At 59.8% G+C, this 19,179-nt stretch carries 14 protein-coding genes and 1 pseudogene; 10 read left to right on the top strand and 5 right to left on the bottom strand.

Features of this window, described 5'->3' with window-relative positions:
- Positions 1–10: 10 nt before the first annotated feature.
- Together cysW and ACEPAJ_RS12245 are read left to right on the top strand one after the other, a co-directional pair.
- The gene (gene cysW / locus ACEPAJ_RS12250) at positions 11–883 is read left to right on the top strand and encodes a sulfate ABC transporter permease subunit CysW (RefSeq protein ID WP_425915057.1); all 873 of its coding nucleotides are present in this window, start codon (positions 11–13) and stop codon (positions 881–883) included.
- Positions 884–886: 3 nt separating this feature from the next.
- Positions 887–1,879: a sulfate/molybdate ABC transporter ATP-binding protein gene (locus ACEPAJ_RS12245; protein WP_425915055.1), complete on the top strand. Its 993-nt coding sequence runs from the start codon at positions 887–889 to the stop codon at positions 1,877–1,879.
- A gap of 193 nt (positions 1,880–2,072) precedes the next feature.
- Here the strand turns inward: ACEPAJ_RS12245 and ACEPAJ_RS12240 are convergent, their stop codons facing one another.
- From ACEPAJ_RS12240 to ACEPAJ_RS12230, 3 genes are read right to left on the bottom strand one after another with little or no spacing between them, the layout of a single operon-like run.
- Complete coding sequence (locus ACEPAJ_RS12240; protein WP_322950358.1) at positions 2,073–2,417, bottom strand: YdbL family protein; 345 nt, start codon at positions 2,415–2,417, stop codon at positions 2,073–2,075.
- Positions 2,418–2,428: 11 nt separating this feature from the next.
- Positions 2,429–2,620 (bottom strand): YnbE family lipoprotein, encoded by a 192-nt coding sequence (locus ACEPAJ_RS12235; protein ID WP_274089355.1) that lies wholly within the window; start codon positions 2,618–2,620, stop codon positions 2,429–2,431.
- A gap of 21 nt (positions 2,621–2,641) precedes the next feature.
- Positions 2,642–5,242, bottom strand: coding sequence for an intermembrane phospholipid transport protein YdbH family protein (locus ACEPAJ_RS12230; RefSeq protein ID WP_425915052.1), 2,601 nt, complete (start codon positions 5,240–5,242; stop codon positions 2,642–2,644).
- 672 nt (positions 5,243–5,914) lie between these two features.
- Here ACEPAJ_RS12230 and ACEPAJ_RS12225 point away from each other — a divergent pair.
- Both ACEPAJ_RS12225 and rmuC read left to right on the top strand, forming a co-directional pair.
- Positions 5,915–6,322 carry a tetratricopeptide repeat protein gene (locus tag ACEPAJ_RS12225; protein WP_425915050.1) on the top strand — a complete coding sequence of 136 codons (408 nt, stop codon included), beginning with the start codon at positions 5,915–5,917 and terminating at the stop codon, positions 6,320–6,322.
- Between the two features lie 177 nt (positions 6,323–6,499).
- Positions 6,500–7,864: a DNA recombination protein RmuC gene (gene rmuC / locus ACEPAJ_RS12220; RefSeq protein WP_425918023.1), complete on the top strand. Its 1,365-nt coding sequence runs from the start codon at positions 6,500–6,502 to the stop codon at positions 7,862–7,864.
- Positions 7,865–7,933: 69 nt separating this feature from the next.
- Here the strand turns inward: rmuC and ACEPAJ_RS12215 are convergent, their stop codons facing one another.
- Positions 7,934–9,190 (bottom strand): MgtC/SapB family protein, encoded by a 1,257-nt coding sequence (locus tag ACEPAJ_RS12215; RefSeq protein ID WP_425915048.1) that lies wholly within the window; start codon positions 9,188–9,190, stop codon positions 7,934–7,936.
- A 149-nt stretch (positions 9,191–9,339) separates the two neighbouring features.
- Between ACEPAJ_RS12215 and ACEPAJ_RS12210 the strand changes: the two genes are divergently transcribed.
- From ACEPAJ_RS12210 to ACEPAJ_RS12185, 6 genes and pseudogenes are all read left to right on the top strand, one after another.
- Complete coding sequence (locus ACEPAJ_RS12210) at positions 9,340–10,053, top strand: AzlC family ABC transporter permease (RefSeq protein WP_425915046.1); 714 nt, start codon at positions 9,340–9,342, stop codon at positions 10,051–10,053.
- On the top strand, positions 10,053–10,382 hold the full coding sequence (locus ACEPAJ_RS12205) for an AzlD domain-containing protein (protein ID WP_274089360.1): 330 nt from the start codon (positions 10,053–10,055) through the stop codon (positions 10,380–10,382). The genes ACEPAJ_RS12210 and ACEPAJ_RS12205 overlap by 1 nt, the downstream gene beginning before the upstream one ends.
- 107 nt (positions 10,383–10,489) lie before the next feature.
- Positions 10,490–12,363 (top strand): annotated as a pseudogene (locus tag ACEPAJ_RS12200) (MFS transporter).
- A 102-nt stretch (positions 12,364–12,465) separates the two neighbouring features.
- On the top strand, positions 12,466–16,179 hold the full coding sequence (locus ACEPAJ_RS12195; protein ID WP_425915045.1) for a PAS domain S-box protein: 3,714 nt from the start codon (positions 12,466–12,468) through the stop codon (positions 16,177–16,179).
- A complete protein-coding gene (locus ACEPAJ_RS12190; RefSeq protein WP_425915044.1) occupies positions 16,163–17,161 on the top strand; it encodes a response regulator in 999 nt (332 codons plus the stop codon). The genes ACEPAJ_RS12195 and ACEPAJ_RS12190 overlap by 17 nt, the downstream gene beginning before the upstream one ends.
- Positions 17,162–17,272: 111 nt before the next feature.
- On the top strand, positions 17,273–18,058 hold the full coding sequence (locus tag ACEPAJ_RS12185) for a dienelactone hydrolase family protein (RefSeq protein ID WP_425915043.1): 786 nt from the start codon (positions 17,273–17,275) through the stop codon (positions 18,056–18,058).
- Positions 18,059–18,339: 281 nt separating this feature from the next.
- Here the strand turns inward: ACEPAJ_RS12185 and ACEPAJ_RS12180 are convergent, their stop codons facing one another.
- Complete coding sequence (locus ACEPAJ_RS12180; protein ID WP_425915042.1) at positions 18,340–19,131, bottom strand: DUF4394 domain-containing protein; 792 nt, start codon at positions 19,129–19,131, stop codon at positions 18,340–18,342.
- Between the last annotated feature and the right edge of the window lie 48 nt (positions 19,132–19,179).

Genomic DNA, 19,179 nt, shown 5'->3' with positions numbered 1-19,179 from the left:
GGAGGTCGCCATGTCTTCTATCACCCTAAGCGCTTCAGCCTCGGCCAACGCGGCGCGGCGCGGTAATGTGCTCGGTCGCCGGCTGCTGATCATCAGCGCCTGGTTAGTGTTTGTGCTGTTCCTGCTGTTGCCGCTGTTTATCGTGCTGAGTGAGGCGCTCAAGCAGGGCATCGGCACCTTCTTAGGTGCAATCTTTGAAGCCGATGCGATTGCCGCGTTGCAGTTGACGCTGCTTGCCGTGGGCATTTCGGTGCCGCTCAATCTGGTATTTGGCGTGGCCGCTGCCTGGTGCGTGAGCAAGTATGAGTTTCGCGGCAAGAGCATTCTGGTGACCCTGATCGACCTGCCGTTCTCGGTGTCGCCGGTCATCGCCGGTCTGATCTACGTACTGCTGTTCGGTGCCCAAGGCTTTATTGGCCCGTGGCTGCGTGAGCACGATATTCAGATCATTTTCGCGTTGCCGGGCATCGTGCTGGCCACGGTATTTGTCACCGTGCCCTTTGTCGCCCGCGAGCTGATCCCGCTGATGCAGGAGCAGGGCACCCAGGAAGAGGAGGCCGCGCGCCTGCTCGGCGCCAACGGCTGGCAGATGTTCTGGCATGTCACGTTGCCCAATATCAAATGGGGCCTGATCTACGGCGTGGTGCTGTGTACGGCGCGGGCCATGGGCGAATTTGGGGCGGTATCGGTGGTGTCTGGGCACATCCGTGGTTACACCAATACGCTGCCGCTGCATGTCGAGATTCTCTATAACGAATACAATCACGTCGCCGCGTTCAGCGTCGCCAGCCTGCTGCTCTTGCTGGCGCTGTTTATTCTGCTGCTCAAGCAGTGGAGCGAGTCACGTATCAACCGCCTGAAAGCCAGTGCTGGCGAGGAATAAGTCATGTCGATCGTAGTATCCAATGTCAGCAAGAACTTCAATGCGTTCAAAGCGCTGAACGACATCAACCTGAACATCCAGAGCGGCGAGCTGGTAGCTCTGCTCGGCCCGTCCGGCTGCGGCAAAACCACCTTGCTGCGGATTATTGCCGGTCTGGAAACCCCAGACGTCGGCAGTATCGAGTTCCACGGCGAAGATGTATCGAGCCACGATGTGCGCGACCGTAATGTCGGTTTCGTCTTCCAGCACTACGCACTGTTCCGCCATATGACCGTATTCGACAACGTCGCCTTTGGCCTGCGCATGAAGCCTAAGCGCGAACGCCCGAACGAGAATGTGATCAAGAAGAAGGTCCATGAGCTGCTCGAACTGGTGCAGCTCGACTGGCTGGCCGATCGTTACCCCGAGCAGCTCTCTGGCGGCCAGCGTCAACGTATCGCCCTGGCCCGGGCGCTGGCGGTAGAGCCGAAAGTGCTGCTGCTTGATGAGCCCTTTGGGGCCCTGGATGCCAAGGTGCGTAAAGAGCTACGCCGCTGGCTGGCGCGTCTGCACGAAGAAGTGCACCTGACGTCGGTGTTCGTGACCCACGACCAGGAAGAGGCTATGGAAGTGGCCGACCGTATTGTGGTGATGAACAAAGGCGTGATTGAGCAGATCGGCTCGCCAGGTGAGGTGTACGAGAAGCCGGCCAGTGATTTTGTCTATCACTTCCTCGGCGATGCCAACCGCCTGTATGTCGGCGACGACACCCATGTCCTGTTCCGCCCGCACGAGATTCACCTCTCGCGTCAGGCTGAAGAGGGCCATCAGGCCGGTGAAGTACGCGACATTCGCCCGCTTGGCGCGATCACCCGCGTGACCCTTAAAGTCGCCGGGCAGAGCGAGCCAATTGAAGCCGAAGTGGCTAAAGATCACCTCAGCCTGGCTAACCTGAGCCGTGGTGAAACCCTGTATTTCAAACCCAAAGCTGGGCAGCCGGTGATTCAGCAGCGCTGAGAGCCTGCATACGATCTGCTGCGCGTCGGCCCTGCTGCGTTAAAAACAGGCTCGGAATGCTCATGTACAAAAGTACACTCCGCTTCCTCGCCTCTTTTTGCCTTGCAGGACTCTAGCTCGCGAGATCGTAAGTAGGCTCTAGGTAGAACCAACAAGGAGCGCAATGCGCTCCTTGTTTATTTTGGGCTTCAAGCTATTTGCGTTGCCACTTACCTTGTAGCTGGATGTACTGCCCAGGCGGGGTTTTGTCGATGGCTTTCTGCCCGGCAATGGCTTCCACATCAGTTAGTTTGATGCCGTTTTGCGCGGCCAGCTTTTGGTACTCAGCGCGCCGTGCTTGGTTGATCAACTGGGCGATTTCCGCGGCTTGGCCACCGCCGCTGACAACCCCTAGATAGCCATTGGGCATTTCACCCAATTGGCCGCTGGCTTTGGCGTCGCCAAGGGCAGACATGGCTTCGTTGAGGTTCAAGGCGACGGCTGGCAGGCTCAGGCTAAGCAGCAGCAATAGGCTGGCGAGGTGTTTCGTTAGGTTCATGCTCGGGCTCCTTAGAACAATCCACTGGATTCGCTGAACATGCTGTCCAGGGCTTTATCCACCTTGATATAAATTTCGTGTTCGATCTTCACATTGAGGTTGATGTTGATTGGCTCATTCGGCATCGCCAGCTGCACGGTCGGGGTGCAGGCCGTGCTGAGCAGCCCTAGTAGCAGGGCGGCGAAACAATTACGCACGCGCATGGCGCTTCTCCTTGATCTGAATCATGGCTCTGTCGGAGCCGTCTTGGCATTGCGCTCCAGCATACGCTGTTGCACGCGCTGTCTGATGATATCGCTAACCTTGTCGGTCAGTTGCAGGCTGGCCAGCAGTGTCGGGATGTCTTCTTCCAGGTTGATCGTGAAGTGAATCGGCCGGCCTTGCTCGATGGCCGGGTTTTGTCCCTCCAGGCGCAGGGCCAGGTTCAGTTTGCCCTGCGGGTTGTAGTCGACCTGGCTGCTCAGGGTGGTAAAGCGGAAATCCTCCAGTGATTGGGTCACCAGTTGCATCGCCGGGTTGCTTTGGCCCAGGGCGCGGATGCGTTCGGAGTGGAACTGTAGCTGGCCGCCAGGTGCGCGTGCGCTCAGTTGGCCTTGTCCGATGGTCACGCCTTGACGGCTGATTTGCAGCGGTAAGCGGCCATCGAGGGTGCCCGTGCCGGCCAAACCTTCTGTGGGATAGAGGATAAACAGCTGTTCAAGTTCCACGCCCTGCACCTCTATAGGGAACAGCAGCGGTTCGGCGGCGAGGCTCCACTGCCCAGGCGCCACACGCAGGTTGCCGCCCATCAAGGCCGTCTCGGCTTGCTGCAGCTCAAGCTGGCCTTGGCTGGGCGTTTGCAGGGCAGCGCTGTAGCGGCCTTTGAGTTGCAGTGGCCCCAGCGGAATCCCGGGATTGGCTTGGGCCAGGCGCAGTTCGCTGAGTTCAAGCTGCAGCTGCTTGGGGTCGATTCGCACACTGAGTTTGCCGTCCAAGCCCTCTAGGACGGTGCGGTCATAAATCCCGCCCAGGCCTTTACCTGTGAGCTTGAACACCAGGGTGGGTAGCTGTTGACCGCTGGCCAGGCTGACGCTTGCGTTGGCATTCAGGCGACCGCTATTCAGCTCCAGCAAGGCCGGCCAGGCGCTGAAACTGGCTTGGAATGGGTTGCCGCTGCGCAAAAAAACTTCATTCAGCTGCGCTTGCAGGCTGAGGCCTTGGGCGCTGGTGTGTTGCGCCTGCAGTTTGAGTTGCAGCTCGGCATCGTTGCGCAGCGTGCCCTGCAGCTCCACGCGCTGCTGGCTGGCATCCACGGGGCCCTGCCAGTACCAGCGTTGCGCCTGCAACTGCTGATGCTGCAGCTGCGCGCTCAGGTCGAGGGGGCCGTGCAGGCGCCAGTCGCTCAGCACACCGGCCGCTAGCTGTGCGTGCAGTTGCAGTGAGGGGCTGTTGGCCTTGAGTTGCTGCGCACGAAAATCGCCGTTACCCAGGTGCTGCAGGTTGAGCTGTGAGCCTGGCGCCAGCGTGAGATTCAGTTGTTGTGCGTCCAGGTACGCGTCGAGTTGTAACTGCGCCTGCAGTGCGCCGACATCCCAACCTCCCACCTGCAGTGCGGGGCTGTTGGCGCTGAGCGTGCCATCCAGCAGTTGCAAGCCCCAGGGCAGGCCGTTGGCCAGGATTAGCGTGCCTTGCAACGCCAATGTACTGCGGCCCTTTGCGCTCAGTTGCAGCTGAAGGGGCAGGGCGCGGCCGCTCAACTGTTCGGCAATAACAGGTGGCATTGCTGTGGCATGGATTTTTAGCTGCACAGCCTCAGGGTACAGCTCGGGCGGCAGATCACTGACAAGGCCGGGGGCGATGTGTTGGAGGCTGAGGTCGGCGCTGAGGCTGTCCGCCAGCCACAGTCCATCCAGCGTGTGGGCGGCCAGCTCGAAACTGCCCTGCAGTTCTCCAATTGCCGGTATTGGCCAGGGCTCTGGCAGGTTGGCGCTGGCGTTGAGCTGGCCGCTGGCTTGTTGCAATTGCGACAGGTCGAGCGGGCCTGGAGCAAGGTGCAATTGCCAGCTCGCCTGCAGCTGCGCGGCGGCCGGGGTGGTCGGTAAGTCATCGCGGGGGCTGGGTAGCCATTGGCTGAGCCAGCTGTGCAGTGCCTTGCTCTGTTGCAGGTCGCCACTGATTTTACCCTGCCACAGCGTTGCGCCATTGCCTGGCTGCAAGCGACTGCTGAACTGCAATTGGGGCTGTTGGTTGATGGCCAGGCTCAGCTGCAGCTCTGGTGCGCTAGCTGAACCCTGTAACTGGGCGTGCCAGCGCAGTTGATCCTGCTGGTGCTGCAGGTTGAGTTGCAGGTCGAGTTGTTGCCCCGTGGTTGAGGGCTGTTTTAGCAGCTGCAGATCGCCCAGCAGTTGGCAGCGTGTTGCGCCGCAGGGCAGCTCGATTTGCAGCGCATCGACCTGCAACCGTTGCGGTAACAGGCTGATGACTGCGCCAAGCTGTTGTAGCAGTGCGTCCAGATTGCGGCTCTCAGCGCTTGTTGAGGCGGTGCTAGAGGGGAGGCTCAGTTGTAGGTTGGTGATGTTAATCTGCTGCCAGAACGGCAGTGCCAGGCTGAATCCGCGCCAGTGCAGCTGCAGGTGTTGCAGTTGCACTTCGCCGCTTGGGTGCTGCAGGCTGAGCTGGTCAAGCCGGACGCCTTGGCTGTTGAGGCTTAGGCCGCGCCAGTCGAGGTTTTCGATGTGCTCGCGTTCGAGTAGGCGGTTGAGGCTCACATAGGCGTAAGCACTCAGCAGCGCGAGCAGTAAAACCAAACAACCGATAAGTCGCAGCCAGGTGCGCCGGCTGGGCATAAGCACTGATCCATAGTGAGGGGAGTGTGGCGTGGCAGGACGTTAACCCATGTCTGGCAGGCTGCCAATCACGCGGCGTGTTATCGGCATGAGCCTGGCATTCAGTTGCAGCATCTTTTAAACGCGGGCTTACGCCCATGCCAGGGCTTATCACAGCGGTCAAACGTCGGCCGTTTTGATGGACGCAGTCGGCCGCGAGGCTGTTGCTTTTATGCGGGCCAAGGTTCTAGCGCCCCCGCGTCGTTCACTTAGCGCCCTATCAAGGGCATCGCCGGCGATAGCGTCAGCCTAGATGGGGCGGCGTTTAGCGGTTGATTTGCCCTCAAAAAGGGCAGTGCGACGGCTTGCCGCATCGACTTGTGCACAATTGCGATGCACCCCGTCAAGCAAAATTTAGTGCGTGACGTAAACCCTTGATTCTTTTTATTGATTTTATAAGTCAATGAAATATATGAGTTTTTTGTGCTGGTGAAAAAATCACCAGTTTGAGCTCAGGCCCCACGGGGTAAGCGATCACGGCGCTTGATCCCATGTTATCCACTAAGTTATCCACAGCTTTTGTGGATTAAGCCAAGCGCTTGCTCTAGGCCGCGGGTTAGCGCTTTTTACAAGGCTTTACCTTGGCGAAAATAAGAGTAGAGTGGCGCGCCTTTCCAGCTACCTCTGCTTTTTATGCCACGCGTAATTACTCGTATCCCTGTTGCTCACTCTGTTGTCACGCCTCGTTTGCCTGCGCGCGTTGCGCTCTGGCTGCTAGACAGCCCGCGCCTGAGTGAAGCGCCGAGCGTTAAACGCTTTGCCGGTCGACTGCTCAAGCAACCTGCCTTACAAGGTGTGGTGAAGGCGCAAAGCCGTCTGGGCCAGCTGCTCTGCCGCGACTGCGGTAATCCGCGTGATCGGCGCATGGGTTTTGAGCTGCTACGTCAGGCAGCGCGCGCCGGTGATGTGGGCGCTCAGCTTGAACTCGGTCAGTTGTATTGCCAGTCGCGCCACAACGAGCCGAAAAAAGCGCGGCATTGGCTGGAGTTAGCGGCGGGACAGGGTTCGCTAGAGGCGCAACAACTGCTTAAACAGCTCTGACTCTGTTTAGGGTACTGGTTATACTGCCAGTACTTTTCTGCGGAGCTGCTTATGCCCATCGATCTATCCACCGCGCTGGCGCCGGCATTGCTCGGCGTTGCCGCTGCAGCCCTTCCTCTTATCTATCTCGCGTGGTCGTTGCAGCGCCGCCTGGCGCGCCAGCAGCTGGAATTCAGCTTGCTGCAGGAACGCCTGAGTAACGCGCAACTGGCCCAGGCCGGCCTGGCGGCGCAGCTGGATGATTGCCGCGAAGACATCGCCGAGATCAGTGAAATCAAGGCCGATCAACAGGCCGAACTGGCGGCGCTACGCCGTGAGGCCGACCTGTTGCAACAAGAACGACAGATTGCCCGTGAAGCTGCCCAGGCCTGGGCCGGTCAGCGCGAACAGCAGGAAGCCGAAATTCGCCGCCTGGATGCATTGCGCGCGTCGCTGAGTGCTGAACTCAAAGAACAGCAGGACAGTCATCAACAGCGCCTCAGCGATCTGCAAGGCTCACGCGATGAGTTGCGTGCGCAGTTTGCCGAGTTGGCCGGGAAGATCTTCGATGAGCGCGAGCAGCGCTTTGCCGAGGCGAGCCAGCAGCAACTCGGCCAGTTGCTCGACCCGCTCAAAGAGCGCATCCAGTCCTTCGAAAAACGCGTGGAAGAAAGCTACCAGCAGGAAGCCCGTGAGCGCTTTTCCCTAGGTAAGGAGTTGGAGCGCCTGCAGCAGCTCAATCAGCGTTTGGGGGATGAGGCGACTAACCTGACCCGCGCCCTTAAAGGGCAGAAAACCCAGGGCAACTGGGGCGAATTGGTGCTGGAAAGGGTGCTGGAGCATGCTGGCCTGGAGAAAGGCCGTGAATACCAGACCCAGGTAAGCCTGAAGAGCGCCGACGGTGAGCGTTTCCAGCCCGATGTACTGATCCAGCTGCCGGGCGACAAGCAGGTAGTCGTAGATGCCAAGGTCAGCCTGACTGCGTACCAGCAGTTTATTGCCGCTGAAGATGAACCGAGCCGCCAGCAGGCACTTAAACAGCATGTGCAGTCGCTACGCAGCCACCTCAAAGGCTTGTCACTCAAGGATTACCAGCGTCTGGAAGGCTTGCACAGCCTGGACTTCGTGCTGCTCTTCGTGCCGATTGAGGCGGCCTTTGCCTGCGCGCTGCAGGCCGATCCCGGCTTGTCTCAGGAAGCCTTCGACCAACATATCGTGATCGTCAGCCCGACGACCTTGCTCGCCACGTTACGGGTGATCGACAGCTTGTGGCGCCAGGAGCGGCAAAGCCAGAACGCCCGTGAGATTGCCGAGCGCGCCGGGGCGCTCTACGACAAGTTCGTGGCCTTTATTCAGGACCTGGATGAAGTTGGTACACGCCTGCAGCAGCTGGACAAGGCCTATGCCGGGGCCCGCAATAAGCTGTGTGATGGCCGGGGCAATATCATCAGCCGGGTGGAAAACCTCAAGCTGCTGGGCGCCCGCGCCAGCAAGAGCCTGCCTACCGAGCTGCTCGAACAGGCGGCAGGGGTGATGGCGCTGGATGATCAAATAGCCGAGTAGGGCGCATGATTCAGACGGTTGACCGAACGCTCGCTCAACTCGTCTGAGGGTTTATGGCGTGCCGTTGCTTTAACGCAGCAGTAATACCGCAGCACCTGCCAGCAGGCCGGCCGCCATAACCGGCAGGGTCATCAGCGCCAGCTTGCGACCGCCAATCAGGGCGACGAGGCAGGCTTTGACCACGCTGTTGCTGAGCGCGGCTAGAAAGATCCCCTGCACGGCGACTTGGGCATTGAGGTCACCTTGCGCGCTGCGCGCCAGCGACAGGGTGATGGCATCGACATCGGCCAGCCCCGAAAGCAATGCGACCAGGTACACGCCGACATCGCCGAGCCAGCGCTGCGCCGCTTCAACCAGTAGCAGAATCAACGCCAGCAGCGAGGCAAAACGCAAGGCCGGCCCCAGTTCAAACGGGTTTTTCAGCGGCGGCTCGGCCGCTTCCTCATTCTCTGTGCCCGCGCGGCGGAAATACAGTAGTGCACCGCTGGCGTATACCAAGGTGGCGACGCCCAGTGGCCAGGCCAGCTGTGGCAATAGGCTGGCGTTAACCAGGCCGACTTCCAGCAGGATGCGCGGAAACATCAGGGCTGAGGTAGCGAGCAGGCCGCAGGCCAGGATCGCTTGCAGGTTACGTCCTGCCGCCAGTCGCGCCAGGGTTATGGTCATGGCGGTGGAGGAGACCATGCCGCCGAGCAATGAAGTGATCAGCAGGCCACTGCGCATGCCCACCAGGCGGATCGCCACATAAGCGGCAAAGCCGATGCTGGCGATCAGCACCACCATCCACCAGATGGCGTAGGGGTTAAATACCTGCCAGGGGCCGTAGCCCTGATTGGGCAGCGCCGGCAGCAGCACCAGGGAAATAAACAGCAGCTTCAGCGCGCCGGAGAGTTCCGCCTCGCTGAGCCGCTGCAGGGCGCTGTGCAAGGATTGTTTGAGGCTCAACAGCAGCGCCACGGCCACCGCGCCCCCAGCAGCCAAGCCCGCATAGCCGGCCATGGCCAGGCTGCCAAGCAGAAAGGTGATCAGCAGCGCCACTTCGCTGGTCAGCCCCATATCACCCTGGCGCTTCAGCTCGCCAAAGTAGGAGGCCAGCACTAAGAGGGCAAAACCGGCAAAGATCACCGCCCAGGCAATGACATTGAAATGCTCGCCGAGCAGCATGGCAAAGGCCCCGAGCAGGCTGCTCAGGGCGAAGGTGCGAATCCCCGCCACCAGCTTTGAGTCATCGGCATTGCGGCCCTGCCAGCCGCGCTCGGCACCAATCAAAAGGCCGGCGGCCAAGGCGCTGGCAAAATTCAGCAAGGTGTCGAGAGCTTCCGGCATGAGCGCGTCCTGGGTGAACAATGCGGGCAGTTTAGCCAGTACACCCCAGGCTGTGTTGCGGCAAATCAGTGTCTGGCTGGGTTGATGCGCAAGATTGTTCAAGACGTTGTGGCTGGGATGCGGCAGGCTGTCCTGCTCAAGGAGGGCGCATGAGCCGTTTGCAGCATTTTCTCTATGGTAGTCGCGACAGTATTCCAATGATCGTCGGTATTCTGCCGTTCGGTTTGATCTACGGTGCCTTGGCCAGCCTGGCCGGGCTGAGCCTCGGGCAGGCGCTGGGCATGTCGTTGCTGGTCTATGCCGGCTCTGCGCAATTTATTGCCATCAGCCTGCTGACACTGGGCAGCGGGGCCGTGGTGATTCTGCTCACCACCTTGGTCGTCAACCTGCGCCATGTGCTCTACAGCGCGGCGCTGCAACCTTATGTGGGGCCGCTCGCGCAGCGCTGGCGGGTGCCATTGGCATTCGGCCTGACCGATGAAACCTTTGCCGTGGTGCAGCGCCGTTACTTGGCGCGCGGCATGGCCGAGCACGGTCAGTGGTACCACGCCGGGGTGGCACTGGCGTTGTATGTGTCGTGGGTCGGCAGTTCATTGGTCGGTGCGCTGTTTGGTCAGAGCGTGCCGAACCTGGCGGGCTGGGGGCTGGATTTCGCCATGCTGGCGACCTTTATCGGCATTGTCGTGCCGGCCCTGCGCAGCCAGCCACAGATTGCTGCGGCATTGGTCGCGGGCGCAGTGGCGTTGTTGTGCCATAGCTGGCCCTACAAGCTTGGGCTGATGGCGGCCGCGCTCAGTGGTATTGCGATTGGTGTGCTGCTGGAACGTCGCAAAATACCGGTAGCAGCCGGGGAGGCTGGCTGATGGATATCTGGTTGCTGATTCTTGGCATGGCGCTGATTACCTTTGCCATTCGCTACAGCTTGTTTGCTTTTCCGACGCTGCGTTTCCCGCCGCTGGTGCGCCAGGGGCTGCACTATGTGCCGACGGCGGTGCTGAGTGCGATTGTGCTGCCGGGCATGCTGATACCTGATGGCCAGCAGTGGGCATTCAATCTGCACAATGCCTATCTGCTGGCGGGGGTGGCGACTATTGCCATCGCGGCCCTGACGCGGCACTTGCTGGCTACGATTGGTGGCGGTTTGTTGGTGTTCTTTGTGCTGCGCGGCTTGCTGGGGCAATTGCCGTTGTAGGCGCCGCTAATTTGCTGCGGGTGCAGCAAAAAGTGCGCGCGGTTGTGGCTTTGTCGGGTGGTCTTGCAGTCAAATGCCTGACCACCTCGCAGACAGGTACACGGACGATGACCGAACAATCACAATTCGCATTGCTGGGTAAAAAACGCTTTTTACCGTTTTTCATTACCCAGCTGTTGGGCGCCTTCAACGACAACATCTTCAAGCAATCACTGATTCTCGCCATTCTGTTCAAGATCAGTTCCGGCACCGACAAGGCCTTGCTGATCAACCTCTGCGCCTTGCTGTTTATCCTGCCGTTTTTTCTGTTCTCGGCCCTCGGCGGGCAGTTTGGCGAGAAGTTCGCCAAGGACGCGCTGATCCGCAAGATCAAGTTCGCCGAGATTGTGATCATGCTGTTAGGGGCCGCCGGTGTGCTGCTCGGTAGCCTGCCGCTGATGCTCGCGGTGCTGTTTGCCATGGGCACGCAGTCAGCGCTGTTCGGTCCGGTGAAGTATTCGATTCTGCCGCAGCACCTTGAAGAACAAGAGCTGGTGGGCGGCAACGCGCTGGTGGAAATGGGCACCTTCCTGGCCATCCTCGCCGGCACCATTGCGCGGGGATCATCATGGCCAGCAGCGGTTATGCATCTATCGTTGCCGCCTGCGTAGTGTTGGTGGCCGTGCTCGGGTATCTGGCCAGCCGGGGTATTCCCGCTGCGGCTGCGGCCATGCCGGAGCTCAAGCTGGACTGGAATATCCTGCGCCAGTCTTGGTTAATCATGAAGTTGGGGCTGGGCCAGCGCCCGGCGGTGTCGCGCTCGCTGGTGGGCAATTCCTGGTTCTGGTTCCTGGGTGCGGTGTACCTGACGCAGATTCCGGCTTATGCCAAAGAGTGGCTGTACGGCGATGAAAGTGTTGTCACGTTGATCCTCACCGTGTTCTCCCTGGGCATTGGTCTGGGTTCGATGCTGTGTGAGCGCATGAGCGGGCACAAGGTGGAAATTGGCCTGGTGCCCTTCGGCTCAATCGGTCTCACGGTATTCGGTATTTTGCTGTGGTGGTTTTCCGGCGGTTTCCCCGAGGGCGCGGTGGCGCATGACTGGCTAACGGTGTTGAGCTACAGCCAGGCATGGTGGATTCTCGGTTCGATTCTGGGCATCGGTTTGTTTGGCGGCTTCTATATCGTGCCGCTGTATGCGCTGATCCAGTCGCGTACCGTTGAACACGAGCGGGCGCGGGTGATTGCCGCCAACAACATTCTTAACGCGCTGTTTATGGTGGCCTCGGCTATTGCCTCGATCCTCTTTCTCAGCGTCGCCGAGTTGTCGATTCCGCAGCTGTTTTTGACCATTTCGCTGATGAACATCGCGGTCAACAGCTACATCTTCAAGATCGTCCCCGAATTCAGCATGCGCTTTATGATCTGGCTGCTCAGCCACTCGATGTACCGGGTTGAGCACGAGGGGCTGGAGGCGATTCCTGACGAAGGCGCGGCGGTGCTGGTGTGCAACCACGTGTCGTTTGTCGATGCGCTGCTAATTGGCGGAGCGGTGCGCCGGCCAGTGCGGTTTGTCATGTACTACAAGATCTACAACCTGCCGGTGCTCAACTTTATCTTCCGTACCGCCGGCACGGTGCCGATTGCCGGGCGTAGCGAAGACCTGCTGATCTACGACGCCGCCTTCAAGAAAATCGCCGAATACCTGCGCAATGGCGAAGTGGTGTGCATCTTTCCGGAAGGCAAGTTGACCACCGATGGCGAGCTCAATGAGTTCAAGGCCGGCATCGAACAGATCATTGCGCAGAACCCGGTACCGGTGATTCCCATGGCATTGCAGGGTTTATGGGGCAGCTTTTTCAGCCGTGACCCGCATAAGGGTTTGTTTAAGCGTTTGTGGTCGCGCATCACCCTGGTGGCCGGTACGCCGGTAGCACCCGAAGCGGTCAAGCGTGAACTGCTGCAGACACAGGTGGCGGCGTTACGCGGTGATCGGCTGTAGCGCGCGGCCTCAGCCACTGAGGGTTTACTCGGTGGCTGATTGACAGGCTGGTCGGTCTCGTTTGTCATGCCATCATTGCGCCACTCAGTGGGTGTGGAATCGATGCAGTCTTGGGGTGGTATGCCGTTTCTTGATCAGATGTTTATAAGCAATACCGATCCCAGTGTGCTGGTACTCAGCAGCTATGACCCGCTGCTGGTTGTGATGTCGTTGTGCATTGCCGTGTTTACTTCAGGTATGGCCCTGCAGTTGGCCGGGGTTGCCCGCGATAGCCAGTTAGCCTGGTGGCGGCAGGTAACCATCCTCACGGGCTCGCTGGCGCTCGGGGCCGGGATATGGGCGATGCATTTTATCGGCATGCTGGCCTTTCAGCTGTGCGCGCAAGTGCGTTTTGACCTGGGCGTAACCTTGTTGTCGATGCTGCCGAGCCTGGCGGCGTCGTGGGTCGCACTGAGCCTGCTGGCACGTCGTGACGTGAGCGTCACCCAGCTGTGTGTGGGCGGCGTGTTGGTCGGGGCGGGTATCGGCGCAATGCACTACAGCGGCATGGCGGCGATGCAGATGACGCCGCTGCTGCGTTACGACCCCTGGATGTTTGCTTTATCAATTGTGCTGGCCGTCGGCCTGGCCATTCTTGCCCTTTGGGTACGCTTTGGCCTACAGGGCCGCCTGCCTGCGCGTTGGGCATTACTGCTGAGTGCGTTGGTGATGGGCCTGGCCATCAGTGGTATGCACTACACCGGTATGGCGGCTGCGCGTTTTGTTGGCGTTGCCCAGGCTGCCCAGCCGATTGCTATGAGCGATAGCCTGTATTTGGGCAGTGCCATTTCGCTGATTACGGTTGCCTTGACGGTGTTTGTTGTCGCCATCAATGCGCTACTGCGTTACCGCTATTTGAGCCAAAAGCTGCGGGCCAGTGAGCAGCATTTACGCTCGATCTTTGACACTGCACACGACTCGATTCTGACCATCGACCACACCGGGACCATTCGTTCAGCTAATCGCGCCGCCGCGCGCCTGTTTGGCTGGCAGCCCGACGCACTGGTTGGCCTGCCTATGCACCGGTTGCTCAGCGAGGCTGACGCGAAGTCGTTTGAGATGCACCTGCATACCTATTTAAAGAGTGGTGCAGTGAGTTTGCCTGGAGCAGAGCAGGAGGTGCTCTGTGTGGCCAGCGACGGTCAGGAAAAGCCGGTGCGCATCAGCATTGGCGTCACGCGTTCGGGCAGTCATCCGCTGTTCGTGGTGTTTGTGACTGACATCAGTGAGCGCATCCAGATGGAGCGGGCTTTACGTGAGAGCGAACAGCAATACCGCTCGTTGATCAGCAATATCCCTGGGGTTTCGTTTCGCTGCCTGCTGGATGACGACTGGACCATGTTGTTTATCAGTGATGCGGTGCAGCGCCTTACCGGCTGGGGTGCGGATGACTTCATCAGCCAGCGACAGTCAATCGCCGCGCTCTATCATCCCGACGATTACCAGCGGGTGGCTGATCAGGTGTTGGCCGCCATTGAACAGGGCTGTAATTACACCGTCGAGTACCGCCTATTTGACCGCGATGGTAATGAACATTGGATCTGGGAAAGCGGCAGTGCCGTATGCGATGAGCAGGGCACTCCACGCTGGATCGACGGCGTACTGCTCGACCAGACCGAGACCAAACTGCGCAACGCCGAGTACGAAGGCAAGGTCAACGCCATCAGCAAGGCCATGGCGCTGATTGAGTGTGATCTGCAGGGCCGCGTGCTGGCTATCAACGACAATGCATTGGACTTGTTCGGCTATCAGCGCGCCGATGTGATTGGCCAACACCACAGCCTGTTCTGTGACCCGCTGTATGTCGAAAGCGCCGACTATCAGGCGTTCTGGGCTTCGCTAAATGCTGGCGTGTTCTGCGCGGGCGAATACCGGCGTATCGGTTTTGGCGGTCGTGAGGTGTGGATTCAGGCGACCTATAACCCGATTTTCGACACGGACGGTAAGCCTTTTAAAGTGGTCAAGCTGGCCACCGACCTGACGCAACGACGGCTGATGGAGCAGGAAATGCGCGCGGCGCGTGATCGCGCCGAAGCGGCGGCGGCAGCGCGCAGCAGTTTCCTGGCCAATATGAGCCATGAGATCCGCACGCCGATGAACGCCATTATCGGCTTTACCGAACTGCTGATCGAGACACCGCTGGCCGACGACCAGCGTCGTCATCTGCAAACTGTGCAGCAGGCTTCACGCTCGTTACTGGGCTTGCTCAATGACATTCTCGATACCGCCAAGCTCGACCGCGGCGCGATTGAACTGGAAGACCTGGATTTTTCCCTGCGCGAGCTGTGTGAGCAGGTGTGTGCCACCCAGCGCCTGGCGGCGGAAAACAAGGGCCTAGCGTTGCGGCTGGAGTACCCGCCGCAGCTTCTGGAGTTCTACCGTGGCGATGCCCTGCGCCTGCAACAGGTGCTGACCAACCTGCTGGGCAATGCGGTGAAGTTCACCGCCCAGGGCCAGGTGTACCTGCGTGTACAGGGTGAGGCTGGCGCAATCCGCCTGATCGTCGAGGACAGTGGCATCGGTATTGCTGCTGATCGTCTGGAGAAGATTTTCGAGCCCTTTGCCCAGGCTGATGCCTCGATGAGTCGGCGCTTTGGTGGCACCGGGCTGGGTACCACTATTTCGCGCCAGTTGGTCGAGCTGATGGGCGGGCGCTTGCGGGTGGAAAGTACCCTGGGTGAAGGCAGCCGATTTATTGTCGAATTGCCCTTGCGCGCCGGCCAACGGCTGGCCCCGCAGGTGCGCCAGGCGCTGCCGCAACTGGCGGCATTGCATATTCTGGCCGCTGACGATGTTCCGCAAAACCTTGAGCTTCTGCAGCTCAACCTGCAGCGCTTGGGCCACCAGGTGTCTTGCGTGCCCGATGGGCAGGCGGCAGTTGCGGCCTTTACCAACGGCGGCTTTGACCTGATCCTGATGGATGTACAGATGCCCTTGGTCGACGGACTGGAAGCGTCCCGGCGTATCCGTGCCCTCGAGGCCGCTCAGCAGCGTGCGCCAATCCCGATTATCGCCTTGACCGCCAGCGTGTTGGATCAGGATCGCCAGGCGGCGCTGGATGCCGGCATGAACGGCTTTGCCTCCAAACCTCTTGATTTGCCTGCCTTGCTTGCGGAAGTGGCACGCCTGCTGGGTGCGACTCAGGATCAAGGGATTGTCGAGAGCACTGCGGCGGCAACGGCCGGGCTATTCGACTGGCAGCGCGGAGCCAGCCTGTGGGGCGGACCGGTGCAGATGAGTCAGGCAATTCAGCGGTTTCTCGCCGAGCAGGGTGTGCTGGTCGAGCAACTGGGCAGCATGCTGGAGAAAAATGACTGGGATACCGGACGCAGCCTGGCGCACCGTTTCCGTGGTGCGGCGTCCAATCTGGCGTTGACCCATCTAGCCGGCCTGGGGCTGACAATCGAGCAAGCCTTCAACCAGCGCGAGGGGCTGCACTTGCGCAGCCTGCTGCAGGAGTTATCACGCGCGTTGGCGGCTGTTGCCGAGGCCCTGCCGCAGGTGCCAGAGACGCCCACGCAGACTCAGACGCTGGACCTTGATCAGCTGCGTGCAGCGCTGCTGCGTTTGCAGCAAGCCGTCAGCCGTGGCGGCTTGATGATCAGGCATTGGACTGTTTGCGGCAGGGGCTGCATAGCGCGCAGCAGAAAACGGCCCTGGCGCATATTCGCCAGGCGCTGGATGATTTTGACTTTGACCTGGCTCAGCAAGCGCTTACCGAGCTGCTACACCAGATGCATGACGAGGAAAGCCAGACACCATGATCACCCCAGTTGATGCTCGCCCGTTGCTCCTACTGGTTGACGATGAGGCCACTAACCTGCAGGTGCTGCGGCATATTCTGCAGGAGGACTACCGCCTGCTGTTTGCCAAGGATGGTGCCAAAGCGTTGGAAATGGCCGAGCGTGAGCGTCCGGATCTGATCCTGTTGGATGTGATGATGCCCGGCATGACCGGTTATGAGGTGTGTCAGGCACTCAAGGTGCAGGCCCATCTGGAGGCGATTCCGGTGATCTTTGTCACCGCACTGGCCGATGTTGAGGATGAGGCTCATGGGTTTGCCGTGGGCGCGGTCGATTACATCACCAAGCCGGTCAGCCCACCGATCGTGCGCGCACGGGTGCGTACGCACTTGTCGTTGGTGCGCATGGATGAATTGCGCCAGACCCGTCTGCAGATCGTCCAGCGTCTCGGCATGGCGGCCGAGTACAAGGACAACGAGACCGGGCTACATGTCATCCGCATGAGCCATTTCTCCAAGGTCTTGGCCCTGGCCGCTGGCTTTAGCGAGGCAGCTGCCGAAGAATTGCTCAACGCCGCGCCGATGCACGATGTTGGCAAGATTGGTATCCCCGATGCGGTACTGCGCAAGCCGGGCAAACTCGATGAGCAAGAGTGGGCGGTGATGCGTCAGCACGTGGAAATTGGCGCGCAGATTATTGGCGAGCATGCCTCGGGTTTGTTGCGCACGGCGCAGCGCATTGCCCTGTCGCACCACGAGAAGTGGGATGGCAGTGGTTACCCCAATGGCCTTAGCGGCGAGGACATCCCGCTGGAAGGGCGCATCGTGGCGATTGCCGATGTGTTTGATGCGCTGACCAGTGTGCGGCCCTATAAAGCCGCCTGGTCGGTTGAGGACGCTGTTGAGCTGCTGAATAAGGAGCGCGGTCGCCACTTTGATCCGCACTTAGTTGAGCTGTTTATCCAACAGTTACCGGCGATTCTGGAAATCAAAGAGCGCTGGGCTGAGCAAGCATAGCTTCGAAACAGGCTGAAACCTTTGCCCGGTGTGTTGTCTGCTGCTGCGCTTGGTCATCCTGATGCTGCGGACTATGGTTGATGTTCTGCTCAAGTCCATCAGGAACTCTCCATGTCTACAAAACGTCTATTGCCTCTGTTATGTGCTGGAGTGATCGGCATGGCCGATGCGGCCGTAGTGGTTAAACCGGTGCCGTATGAAATTGACGGTGAAGCTTACGAAGGCCTAGTGGTCTATGACGATGCGGTCACTACGCCGCGTCCGGGCCTCTTGATGGTGCCTAACTGGATGGGCGTTAGTGAAAACGCAGCCACCAAGGCCGCGCTGCTGGCTGGCGACAAATACGTCATATTTGTTGCCGACATGTACGGCAAAGCCATTCGTCCGACTAATGCCGATGAAGCCAAGGTCGCGGCCACGACGGTGCGCAGCGATAGGCCGTTGATGCGCAAGCGGGCGCAGGCGGCGGTTGAGGTGCTCAAAGCGCAGGCCGAGCAGGTGCCATTGGATACCACGCGGCTAGCCGCTATCGGTTTCTGCTTTGGTGGCGGAACGGTACTGGAACTAGCCCGTTCTGGTGCGCAGCTAAAAGGCTTTGTGTCTTTCCACGGCAACCTGGATACGCCTGACCCGCGTGATGCACAAAACATTAAGGCACCTGTATTGGTGCTGCATGGCGCGGATGACCCGGCAGTGCCGCAGGAGCAGGTCGATGGCTTTATTGCGGAGATGAAAGCGACGAAAGCCGATTGGCAATTGGTCAGCTACGGCGGAGCGGTGCATTCCTTCACCAACCCGGAGGCCAATGTGCCAGGGCGCAATGAGTACCACCCGCTGGTGGCCGCTCGCGCGTTCAAGGCCATGGATAATCTGTTGGATGAAACCTTTGCCAAATAAACCGTGAACGGGAAGGCCTGGCGGCCTTCCCGCATCGTTGCTTAGAACCTGTTTAGAGTCTCGCGAGCTAGAGCGAGACAAGGCGCTACGTAGTAACAGCCTCTGGCTGGTCAACGCGCCGAGGAAGCGGACTGGGCTCGCACACGAGTTTACGTGCTGTAAATGAGCATTACTCGTTTCACTCGCCCTGCGGGCCGCGCTAAAGCGCGTTAGCCGCAAGCGGCTTGCCGAGGCCATTTTTAACGCCGTATCGCCGACGCGCAGCAGACTCGATATAGGTTCTACATGCCTGGCAGTACGGCGATATCAATGATATTGCCCGGCAGGCCGGCAACATCGCCTAGCGTCATTGGCTTGCCGCTGGCCAGGTCCACGGTATGCAGCGTGGTGCCGGTCAGCAGGTAGGCGGTGTTGCCGCCTTTGCCGTCGCTGGAGATGTCCATCGCAGCGGTTTTCAGACCATCGGCGACCATGCCAACCACTTGCTGAACGCCATCGTTTGGCGGGTTTTGCAGCATCAGGCTGCTGCTGGCCAGGTCGACGTTGTACAGCGACGTCGCCTGGGTGCCGGCATAGGAGTTGGTGTAGGCCCCAGCCACCACGTGTGCACTTTTGCCTGCATAGGCGCCGTCAGCGGCGTAGGCCACTGAACCATCGACCGTTACTTCACCGGTGTCGACATTGACGCGGAAGTTGGTGCCGTCGGCCGCCAGCATGCGCATTTTGTCAGCCACCGGGTTGAAGTCGATGACCGCCTGGCCGCTGCCTGGTAGCTGCTTGTTCAGGCTGGCGACCTTGCTGGCTGCGCCAGTGGTCAGGTCCAGGGTGTAGAGCTGATTGTCACCGCCCAGCGCATAGAGCATGCCGTTGGCCGGGCGTACATCGATGCCACGCAGTGGGCTTGGGCTGCTGGCAGACATGGTCGCGGTGATTTTCTGGCTGGCGCTGTCGATCTTGAACAGCTGACCGTCGGCGCCCAGGGCCAGTAGGGTCGCTGCGCTTGCAGTGCCAGCGGCGAGGCTGAGGGTGGCAGTGGTAACGGCAGCGGTCAGCAGGGTATTGAAGCTGTTCATATGCGTTCTCTCATCTGTGGTTATCCAGCATCGATGCAAGGCCGAAAA

The sequence above is a fragment of the Pseudomonas sp. GWSMS-1 genome (assembly GCF_049847425.1).
Taxonomy (GTDB): Bacteria; Pseudomonadota; Gammaproteobacteria; order Pseudomonadales; family Pseudomonadaceae; genus Aquipseudomonas.
This window is presented reverse-complemented; position numbering and strand designations above follow the sequence as displayed.

What these genes read in the sequence shown, in the direction of transcription:
- cysW (WP_425915057.1), top strand. Translation starts at nt 11, where the DNA reads ATGTCTTCTATCACCCTAAGCGCTTCAGCCTCGGCCAACGCGGCGCGG.
- ACEPAJ_RS12245 (WP_425915055.1), top strand. Translation starts at nt 887, where the DNA reads ATGTCGATCGTAGTATCCAATGTCAGCAAGAACTTCAATGCGTTCAAA.
- ACEPAJ_RS12240 (WP_322950358.1), bottom strand. Translation starts at nt 2,417, where the DNA reads ATGAACCTAACGAAACACCTCGCCAGCCTATTGCTGCTGCTTAGCCTG.
- ACEPAJ_RS12235 (WP_274089355.1), bottom strand. Translation starts at nt 2,620, where the DNA reads ATGCGCGTGCGTAATTGTTTCGCCGCCCTGCTACTAGGGCTGCTCAGC.
- ACEPAJ_RS12230 (WP_425915052.1), bottom strand. Translation starts at nt 5,242, where the DNA reads ATGCCCAGCCGGCGCACCTGGCTGCGACTTATCGGTTGTTTGGTTTTA.
- ACEPAJ_RS12225 (WP_425915050.1), top strand. Translation starts at nt 5,915, where the DNA reads ATGCCACGCGTAATTACTCGTATCCCTGTTGCTCACTCTGTTGTCACG.
- ACEPAJ_RS12215 (WP_425915048.1), bottom strand. Translation starts at nt 9,190, where the DNA reads ATGCCGGAAGCTCTCGACACCTTGCTGAATTTTGCCAGCGCCTTGGCC.
- ACEPAJ_RS12210 (WP_425915046.1), top strand. Translation starts at nt 9,340, where the DNA reads ATGAGCCGTTTGCAGCATTTTCTCTATGGTAGTCGCGACAGTATTCCA.
- ACEPAJ_RS12205 (WP_274089360.1), top strand. Translation starts at nt 10,053, where the DNA reads ATGGATATCTGGTTGCTGATTCTTGGCATGGCGCTGATTACCTTTGCC.
- ACEPAJ_RS12195 (WP_425915045.1), top strand. Translation starts at nt 12,466, where the DNA reads ATGCAGTCTTGGGGTGGTATGCCGTTTCTTGATCAGATGTTTATAAGC.
- ACEPAJ_RS12190 (WP_425915044.1), top strand. Translation starts at nt 16,163, where the DNA reads ATGATCACCCCAGTTGATGCTCGCCCGTTGCTCCTACTGGTTGACGAT.
- ACEPAJ_RS12185 (WP_425915043.1), top strand. Translation starts at nt 17,273, where the DNA reads ATGTCTACAAAACGTCTATTGCCTCTGTTATGTGCTGGAGTGATCGGC.
- ACEPAJ_RS12180 (WP_425915042.1), bottom strand. Translation starts at nt 19,131, where the DNA reads ATGAACAGCTTCAATACCCTGCTGACCGCTGCCGTTACCACTGCCACC.